Genomic DNA, 8,914 nt, shown 5'->3' with positions numbered 1-8,914 from the left:
TCTTTGAGTCCTACCACGGGAAGCGGCTGTTGTTCGCTTCGTCCCTTCGTCCGCTGGCCGAGCGACAGTTTTCAGCGTCATCGTCGCGGCGGCCAGGTCCAGCGGGCGGGGGTCGGCGGGGCGGCGCGAACCGGTCGCGGTTACCGGTGTACGGGCAGGGTGAGGTGCACGGCCAGTAGACAACGGCCCGGCGGGGGCAGCCAGTCCGCGTCCGGTCGGTCCGAAGGTCGGCGTGCCTCGTCCCCGCCGCACCGGCCGGGGAGGGCCTGGGAGCATCGGGGCGCGGCGCGAGCCGCGCCCCGATTTCATTCCGCCGGGTGGTCCGTCCCCGGTGCCCGATGCGGCCGACACGCCCCCCGGCCAGGTAGCCTTCGCCCCGTGATCGAGGAACTGCGGTGACGACCCTGGACCGGGACGAGACGCGCGCCCCGGCGGTGCCCCACCGGCCGGTCGTCGCCGGCCGCCCGCTGCCGCTCAGGGTCGCCGCGCCGATGGCCGTGGCCGCCGGGCTGGCCCTGCTGGTGGCGTTCCCGCCGTACGGGGTGTGGCCGCTCGCGCCCGTCGGGGTGGCGTTGCTGGCCGCCGCGGCGCACCGGCGGCGGCTGCGCGCCGGCGCCGGCCTGGGCTTCCTCACCGGGGTGGCCCTGTTCGCGCCGCTGCTGGCCTGGACGAACCTGCACACCGGCTACCTGCCGTGGGTGCTGCTGTCGCTGTTGCAGGCCGGCTACCTGGCGCTGCTCGGCGCGGCCACCGCCTGGGTGTCGCCGCTGGCCGACCGGAGCCGCTGGGCGTGGCCGGCGCTGACCGGGCTGCTATGGGTGGGGCAGGAGGCGCTGCGCGACCGCACCCCGTTCGGCGGGTTCCCGTGGGGGCGCCTCGCGTTCAGTCAGGACTCCTCGCCGCTGCTGCGCCTGGCCGCGCTGGGTGGCGCCCCGCTGGTCACCTTCGGGGTGGCCCTCATCGGTGGGCTGCTGGTCACCGCCGCGTGGCGGGGCTGGGCCGCCGCCCGGACGGGCCCTCGGGCGAGCCGCCCGCGCGGCGGTGGCTGCCGGTGGCCGTACCGGCCGCCGTCGCCGTGGCGCTGGGCGCGGCGGGTCTGCTGGTGCCGGTCGCGTCCGCCGGGTCGGGCGCACCGGTGACCGTGGCCATCGTGCAGGGCAACGTGCCGCGCCTCGGGCTGGACTTCAACGCCCAGCGGCAGGCGGTGCTCAACAACCACGTCGACGCCACCCTGGAGCTGGCCGCGCGGGTCGCCGCCGGCGCGCAGCGCCAACCCGACCTGGTGGTGTGGCCGGAGAACTCCAGCGACATCGACCCGCTGCGCAACCCCACCGCGGGGGCCCGCATCGCCCAGGCCGCCGACACGGTCCGCGCGCCGATCCTGGTCGGCGCGGTGCTGCTCGGCCCCGGCCCCGGCGAGGTCCGCAACGCGGGCATCCTGTGGCGGCCCGGCACCGGCGCGGACCTGAGCCAGCTGTACACCAAGCGGCACCCCGTGCCGTTCGCCGAGTACGTGCCGCTGCGCGACATCGCCCGCATGGTCAGCAAGCAGGTCGACCTGATCCGCAACGACTTCGTGCCCGGCAGCACCCCGGGCGTGGTACGCGCCGGCCCGGCGGTCCTCGGCGACGTGATCTGCTTCGAGGTCGCGTACGACGAGGTGGTCCGCGACACCGTCACCGGCGGCGCGCAACTGCTGGTGGTGCAGACCAACAACGCCACCTTCGACGTGGCCGAGGCCCGCCAGCAACTCGCCATGGTGCGCCTGCGGGCCGTCGAGCACGGCCGTCCGGCGTTGATGGCCTCCACGGTCGGGGTGTCCGGGTTCGTCGCCCCCGACGGGCGGGTAAGCGACGCCACCGGGTTCAACACCCGGGAGGTCGTGGTGCGGGAGATGCGGCTCGACGACGGGCGCACTCTCGCCACCCGGCTCGGCTGGTGGCCGGAGTTGGCGCTCGCCGGGCTGGCCACGGCCGCCCTGGTCGGCGCGGCGGTGCTGCGTCGACGGCAGCGGATCCTGCCCGGATAGCAGCAGCCGGTACGCCGGCGGGAGCGGAGGAACCGTGATCCAGGCGACCGACACCATCCGACGTCCCGACGAGGTGCCCGGCGTGGGCCGGGTGCTGGTGGTGATCCCCACCTACAACGAGGCCGACAACATCGCCGCGATCGTGGGCCGGGTCCGCCGGGCGGCCCCGGCGGTGCAGATCCTGATCGCCGACGACAACAGCCCCGACGGCACCGGCGCCATCGCCGACGCCCTCGCCGACGGCGACGCGCACGTGCAGGTGCTGCACCGCGAGGGCAAACAGGGCCTCGGGGCGGCGTACCTGGCCGGCTTCGACTGGGCGGGCGAGCGCGGCTACCAGGCCGTGGTGGAGATGGACGCCGACGGCTCGCACGCCCCGGAGGACCTGCCGGCGCTGCTGCGGGCCGCCGCCGACGCGGACGTGGTGATCGGATCGCGGTGGACCAGCGGCGCGCGGGTGGTGAACTGGCCGCTGCGGCGGCTGCTGCTGTCCCGCATGGGCAACCTGTACGCGCGCCTCGCGCTGGGCATGCCGGTCTCCGACGCCACCGGCGGCTACCGGGTGTACCGGCTCAGCGCGCTGGACGCCATCGACCTGGCGTCGGTGTGCTCGCAGGGCTACTCGTTCCAGGTGGAGCTGTCCCGGCTCGCGCACCAGGCCGGGGTGCGGATCGTGGAGGTGCCGATCACGTTCGCCGAACGCGAGCGCGGGGACAGCAAGATGAGCCCGCGGATCGTGGCCGAGGCGCTGTGGCGGATCACGACCTGGGGGGTGCAGGACCGCCGGCAGGCGGTGCGCCGGGGCCTGAACGGCACCGCCACCGGTCAGGTGCGGTGGCCGTGAGCGCGGCCGTGTCATGCTGGATGGGCGGGACACGTTCCTGTGTGGCCGACGTTCATTCGGTCCGGAGTGCCGCTCTGCGGCCCGGAGGCCGAATTATCGTCGCGGGATGGCGATGAGGTGAGATGCGCCGAGGACTGAGGTTCGTACCGTTGGCCCTGCTGCTGGCGGTGGTGCTGGAGATTGCGGTGTTCGTCCTGGTGGGGCGGGCGCTCGGGTTCGGTGCGGCGGTGCTGCTGGTGTTCGCGGCCTCGCTGCTCGGGCTGGTGCTGCTGCGCCGGGAGGGGATGCGCGCCTGGCGTGGTTTCCGCTCCGCCACCACAGCGCGGCAGCCACCGGGACGGCAGGTGACCGACGGGCTCGTCGGGTTGGGCGGCGCGCTGTTGCTGGCGGTGCCCGGTCTGGTCAGCGGGCTGGTGGGGTTGCTGCTGCTCGTGCCGCCGGTGCGGCGTCTGGCCCGCTCCGGGGTGCAACGCACCACCGAGCGGCGGGTGTCGTCGATGGTCGCCGGTGACCTGTTCGGGCCGCGTACGGTGCGGGTCCGCCAGGGTGCGCCGCAACCGACACCGCCGGCGCAACCGGAGCAGCCGGTGGTGGTCGACGGCGGCCGGGCCATCGAGGGCGAGATCATCGAGCCTGGCCGCAACTGACGTCGGACACGACGGCGCCCCCGGGGGAAGATCCCCGGGGGCGCCGTCGTCGTGCGGGTTGCGGCTCAGGCGCGGCCGCGACGGGTACGAACCTCCTGGAGCCTCTCGGCGAGGATGTCCTCAAGCTCGGCGATCGAGCGCCGCTCCAGCAGCATGTCCCAGTGGGTACGCGGCGGCTTGGCCTTCTTCTGCTCCGGCTCGCTGCCGTCGACGAGTCGAGCGACGCTGCCGTCGAACTTGCACTCCCAGGTCGTCGGGACCTCGGCGTCGACGGCGAACGGCACCTCGAACTGGTGGCCCTTGGCGCAGAGGTACTCGCGGGTCTGGCGCGGCGCGAGCTCCGTGTTGCGGTCGGATTCATAGCTGACCGCGCCCAGGCGGCTTCCGCGCAGCATACGCTCGCCCATGATCGACTTCCCCTCGTTCGTGGTGCTGGTCTTCTGGGTGTAACGGTGCGTTCCCGTCGAGCCATTCCCGCCCGAGGGCGTGAGGCGCCCACGGGTGAGCCGGGACCAAGGGTAGCCGGCCTGGACGGTCACCCGGCCAGGTGATCCCCGGCCGGGTCGGAACGGTGGAGTGTTTCGGCCGCCACCGGGGATGTTAACCGCCCGAGTGCAGCGGAGGTTGCGATGGCCCATGACGTCCCGGTCGAGCGTCCCGCTGCCAACGGGCGGACGTTCTTCGGTCATCCCCGGGCACTGGCCACCCTCTTCCTCACCGAGATGTGGGAGCGGTTCAGCTTCTACGGCATGCGGGCGATCCTCGTGCTGTACCTGACGGCCGAGGCCGCCGACGACGGGCTGGGCCTGAGCGAGTCCAGCGCCAACGCCGTCTACGGCACGTACAACGCGATGGTGTACCTGATGGCGCTGCCCGGCGGCTGGGTCGCCGACCGGCTGATCGGGGCCCGGCGCAGCGTGCTGTGGGGCGGGGTGGTGATCGCCGCCGGGCACTACGTGATGGCGGTGCCGACGCGGTGGAGCGTCTTCGCCGGGATGACCCTGATCGTCGTGGGCACCGGCCTGCTCAAACCCAACATCTCCACCATGGTCGGCGCCCTGTACGACCGGGACTCGCCGCGCCGCGACGCCGGCTTCTCGATCTTCTACATGGGCATCAACCTGGGCGCGTTCATCGCCCCGCTGATCACCGGCTTCCTCGGCGAGAAGATCAACTGGCATCTGGGGTTCGCCGTCGCCGCGGTCGGGATGACCTTCGGCGTGATCCAGTACGTCCTGGGCCGGCGCAACCTGGGCGACGCCGGGGCCCGCCCGGCCGATCCGCTGCTCGGCGCCGACCGCCGACGGGCGCTCACCCGCGCGGGCGTGGCGGTCGCGGTGCTCGTCGTGCTCGTCGCCGCCCTCGCGCTGACCGGGCTGTTCACCGTCAACACGGTGGTGAACACGCTCACCGCGGTCACCGTGCTGGTCACCGTCGGCTACTTCGCCCGGATCATGACCGACCGGGAGCTCAGCGCGACCGAACGCAGCCGGATGAAGGCGTACCTGTGGCTGTTCGTGTTCGCCGCCGCGTTCTGGCTGATCTACGACCAGGCCGGGTCGGTGCTGAACATCTTCGCCGCCGAGCGCACCGACCGGGACGTGGCCGGCTTCACCTTCCCGGCGTCCTGGCTCCAGTCGGTCAACCCCATCCTGGTCATCATCGGCGCGCCGCTGTTCGCGCTGCTCTGGCTGCGGGTCGGCAACCGGGTGTCCACGCCGGTGAAGTTCGCCGTCGGTCTGGTGCTCAACGGCCTGTCGTTCGTGCTGATGGCCGCCGCCGCGCAGGCTGCCGTCGGCGGTGACCTGGTGTCCCCGTGGTGGCTGGTGGCGGTCTTCGCCATCCAGGTCGCCGGCGAGCTGTCGCTGAGCCCGGTCGGCCTGTCCGCCACCACCAAGCTGGCGCCGGTGAAGTACGCCAGCCAGATGCTGGGCCTGTGGTTCCTCGCCACCGCCGTCGGCGACGCGATCGGCGGGCAGGTGGCGCGGCTCGCCGACACCTGGTCCGAGTCGACCTACTTCCTCACCTTCGGCCTCGCGTCGGTGGCGTTCGGGCTGGGCGCGGTGATGTTCGCCCGGCACATCCGCGCTTTGATGGCCGGCATCCACTGACCGCCCACGTCAGCGGGTGGCGTCGTCGGGCGTGGCGGCGCCGAGCCGGGCCAGCGCCACAGCCAGGTCGCTGACCTGGTCGCCGAGCTGCGCCACCCGCCGCTGAGCCAGGTCACGGTCGGTCTCGGCGGCCTCCAGCCGTACCGTCAGGGCGGTGAGCCGGCCCTCGGCGGTGGCCGCGGCCTGCCGGGCGGCCGTCAGCTCGGCCGTGAGGGTGTCGCGTTGCGCGGCGGTCGCCGTCAGCTCCGCGCGCAGCCGCGCGGCCAGCTCGGCGGCCTCCTGCCGGGCGTTGTCGGCCTCCCGCGCGGCGGCCACCGCCGCCGGCAGCGCCCGGGCCGGCTCGCCGGCCAGCCGCCAGTGGTGCGCCAGTCGGGCCTGGTGCAGTTCGGCCGGCGCGGCGGTCAGCGCCTCGGCGTAGCGGCGGTGCAACCCGGAGCGCTCGGCGGGCAGCAGCTCGTGCGCCAGGACCTCGGCGACGAGCCGGTGCCGCAGCCGGTAGCCGTCGTCGGCGCCGACCAGCAGCCGGTGCGCCACCGCGGCGCGGGCCGCCTCGATCAGCTCCTCCTCGGGCAGCCGGAGCACCTGTGCGAGCAGCCAGTGCTCCACCGGCTCGACGCCGGCGGCCACCGCGTGCACCACCGCGTGCGCGTGCTGGGGCAGCGCGTCGACCCGGGCGAGGAAGATCTCACGCAGCGTCTCGGACAGCCCGTCCCGGCCGTCGCGCAGGTCGCGGGCCAACTCCTCGATGACGAACGGGTTGCCGCCGCTGCGCTGCCACACCTGCTCGGCCGCGTCGGAGGCGAGCTCCCGGCCGACCACCGCGGCGGCGAGCCGTTCGGTGCCGGCGCGGTCCAGTGGAGCCAGGTCGAGCACCCGCACCGTCCGCAGTCGACGCAGCTCGGTGAGGACCCGGCGCAGCGGGTGCGCGCCCTGCAACGACTCGGCGCGGACCGCGGCCAGCACCGAGAGCTGGAGGTCGCCGAGGCCGGCCAGCAGGTACAGCAGCAGCTGGCGGGTGCTCCGGTCGACCCACTGGAGGTCGTCCAGGATCAGCACCAGCGGCCGGCCCTCGGCGATCAGATGCAGACCGCGGGAGACCCGCTCCAGCAGCGCGCCCGCGCCGTCCGGGCCGGCGGTCTCGTCGGCGAACATCTGCAACAGACCGCGTACGGCCGAGGAGGTGCGCGCCTGTGCGGCGGACAGGTCGGCGTCGAAGCGTCGCAGTGCCTGCAACAGCGGGTGCAGCGGGGAGGCGTCGCCGATGTCCAGGCAGCTGCCGGTGAGCACCAGGGCGCCCTGGTCACGCAACCGGGCGCCGATCTCGCCGAGCAGCCGGGTCTTGCCCACGCCGCTCTCACCGGTCAGGAAGACGGCGGCGGTCTGCCCGTGCGTGACGTCACCGAGCAGCGCGGACCGAACCGTCTGCACCAGCTCCGCTCGGCCCACGAGCGGGGCGGTGTCCACATCGCTGGCCATGGCACGCAGCCTAATCACACGCCCCCGTACCGTTCTACGGCCATCTGCCGCTTGTGGTACTCCTCGCGTCGACATTGCGACTAAAGGTTGCGGTTGGCCGACATACGTCGTTCTGCCGATCCCCCGTCAGCGCAGGAATGCCAATCTCCGAAGGTCTGCAGGCAGCAGTGGGAGAGAGGCCGGTGCGAATACCCATGACCACCATCGTCACGCAGCGGACCAGCACCCCGCACTGGCCGGTGCCGCAGGAGCGACGCACCGTGACCGTGCTCTTCGCCGACATCGTCGGTTCCAGCGCGCTGGTCGAGCGACTGGACCCGGAGGACGTCCGGGCGCTGCAACAGGCCTACTTCGACACCGTCGCCGGTGTGCTGCACCGCTGGCACGGGGTGGTCGAGAAGTACGTCGGCGACGCGGTGATGGCGCTCTTCGGCGCGCGCCACTCCGATGGCTTCGACGCGTACCGCGCGGTCCGCGCCGGGCTGGAGATCCAGGCCGCGCTGGACCGCCGGCCGATGGTCGGTGACATCACGCTGCGGGTACGCGTCGGTGTGGCCACCGGCGAGGTGGTGGTCGACCTGGGCAGCGCGGTCGACGGCGGTCACGGCGTGGCCAGCGGCGCGGTGATCACCGCCGCGGCCCGCCTGCAGGAGTACGCGCCACCCGGCGCCGTCGCGCTCTGTGCGGCCACCGCCCGGGCCACCGCCGGTCTGATCGCCCAGCGTCAACTGGCGCCGGTCACCGGGCGGGTGCCGCCGGCGCCGGTCTGGCACGCGGTCGGCCCCGTACGCCCGAGTGCCGACCCGCACGACGGCCCGCTGATCGGCCGCCGTCGCGAGCTGGCCACCGTACGCGACCAGCTGAGCCGGGCGGTCCGCGAGCACAGCCCGCGCTGGGTGTCGCTGGTCGGCCCGACGGGCAGCGGCCGCAGTCGGTTGCTGCACGAGCTGACCACGTCGCTGACGACGGTGGACGGGGTGGCGGTGCGCTGGTGCGTGGCGGCCTGCCAGCCGTACCCGGATCAGGTGCTCGCGCCGGTCGCGGACCTGCTGCGCGAATTCGCCGGGATCCGCCACGGCGCGGGCCCGGCGGTGGTCCGCGACCGGTTGACGGCGACCCTGACGCCGCTGCTTCCGCCGGCCCGGGTCGCCGCGGCGGTTCCGGCGCTGGAACGGTTGCTGGCCACCCCGGACGGCTCGGCGGTCTCGCTGGCCGGCGCCGCGGCCTGCCGGGACGCCCTGCTGCGCCTGGCCGCCCAACGGCCGCTGATCGTCGCCGTGGACGACCTGGACCGGGCCGCCCCCGCGGTGAGCCGGTTCCTGCACGCGCTGTTCACCGCCGCCTCGGCGCGCGGGCTGCCGCTGGCCGTGGTCACCCTGCACCAGCCGCACTGGGCCGACACCCGACCCGGTACGGCCCGGCGGGTGGCGGTCCGGCCGCTGGCCACGGTGCAGAGCGGGCGACTGCTGCGCCTCCTGCTGACCCGGGCCGGGCAACCGGTGGCGCTGGTCGACCGACTGCTGCCGATGGTGGGCGGGCGTCCCGGGCACGCGGCGGCGTACGTGCGTTCCATCGTCGACGGCGCGGACCCGGCGGCGCTTCCGCTGCCGGACGACGTGCACCGGGCGGTCGGCGCGGAGCTGGACCGGCTCGACGGTGAGCGGCGGGCGGTGCTGATGGCCGCCGCCACCCTGGGCGGCGTGGCCGCCGGCGCGATGCTGGACCGGGCGCTCGGCTGGACGCCGGGCCGCTCCGGGCCGGTGCTGCGCGGGCTCGTCGCCGCCGGGCTGCTGGTCCCCCGCCGCGC

General features: G+C 74.3%; 5 protein-coding genes and 2 pseudogenes. 5 read left to right on the top strand and 2 right to left on the bottom strand.

The window, feature by feature from the left end:
• The first annotated feature begins 467 nt into the window (after positions 1-467).
• The 3 genes and pseudogenes from lnt to EAD98_RS03700 all read left to right on the top strand — a co-directional run bounded on the left by lnt (position 468) and on the right by EAD98_RS03700 (position 3,520).
• Positions 468-2,029, top strand: a pseudogene (gene lnt, locus EAD98_RS03710) (apolipoprotein N-acyltransferase).
• A gap of 34 nt (positions 2,030-2,063) precedes the next feature.
• Positions 2,064-2,873, top strand: a complete 810-nt coding sequence (locus tag EAD98_RS03705) for a polyprenol monophosphomannose synthase (RefSeq protein WP_121652669.1) — start codon at positions 2,064-2,066, stop codon at positions 2,871-2,873.
• 122 nt (positions 2,874-2,995) lie between these two features.
• On the top strand, positions 2,996-3,520 hold the full coding sequence (locus EAD98_RS03700; protein WP_121652668.1) for an FxsA family protein: 525 nt from the start codon (positions 2,996-2,998) through the stop codon (positions 3,518-3,520).
• A 65-nt stretch (positions 3,521-3,585) separates the two neighbouring features.
• Here the strand turns inward: EAD98_RS03700 and EAD98_RS03695 are convergent, their stop codons facing one another.
• Complete coding sequence (locus EAD98_RS03695) at positions 3,586-3,927, bottom strand: RNA polymerase-binding protein RbpA (RefSeq protein ID WP_046564157.1); 342 nt, start codon at positions 3,925-3,927, stop codon at positions 3,586-3,588.
• A 222-nt stretch (positions 3,928-4,149) separates the two neighbouring features.
• Between EAD98_RS03695 and EAD98_RS03690 the strand changes: the two genes are divergently transcribed.
• Positions 4,150-5,631, top strand: a complete 1,482-nt coding sequence (locus EAD98_RS03690) for a peptide MFS transporter (protein WP_121652667.1) — start codon at positions 4,150-4,152, stop codon at positions 5,629-5,631.
• Positions 5,632-5,922: 291 nt separating this feature from the next.
• On the opposite strand, the pseudogene EAD98_RS03685 reads toward EAD98_RS03690, so the two are convergent.
• Positions 5,923-7,107 (bottom strand): annotated as a pseudogene (locus tag EAD98_RS03685) (AAA family ATPase); the annotation flags it as partial.
• 194 nt (positions 7,108-7,301) lie between these two features.
• On the opposite strand from EAD98_RS03685, the gene EAD98_RS03680 reads away from it, so the two are divergent.
• Positions 7,302-8,914, top strand: a 1,613-nt coding sequence (locus EAD98_RS03680; RefSeq protein ID WP_121652666.1) for an adenylate/guanylate cyclase domain-containing protein, incomplete at its 3' end; no start/stop codon positions are given.

Source organism: Micromonospora sp. CV4, from assembly GCF_003667455.1.
Lineage (GTDB): Bacteria > Actinomycetota > Actinomycetes > Mycobacteriales > Micromonosporaceae > Micromonospora.
The sequence above is the reverse complement of the archived record's forward strand: the minus strand, read 5'-3'. Positions and strand labels throughout refer to the sequence as shown.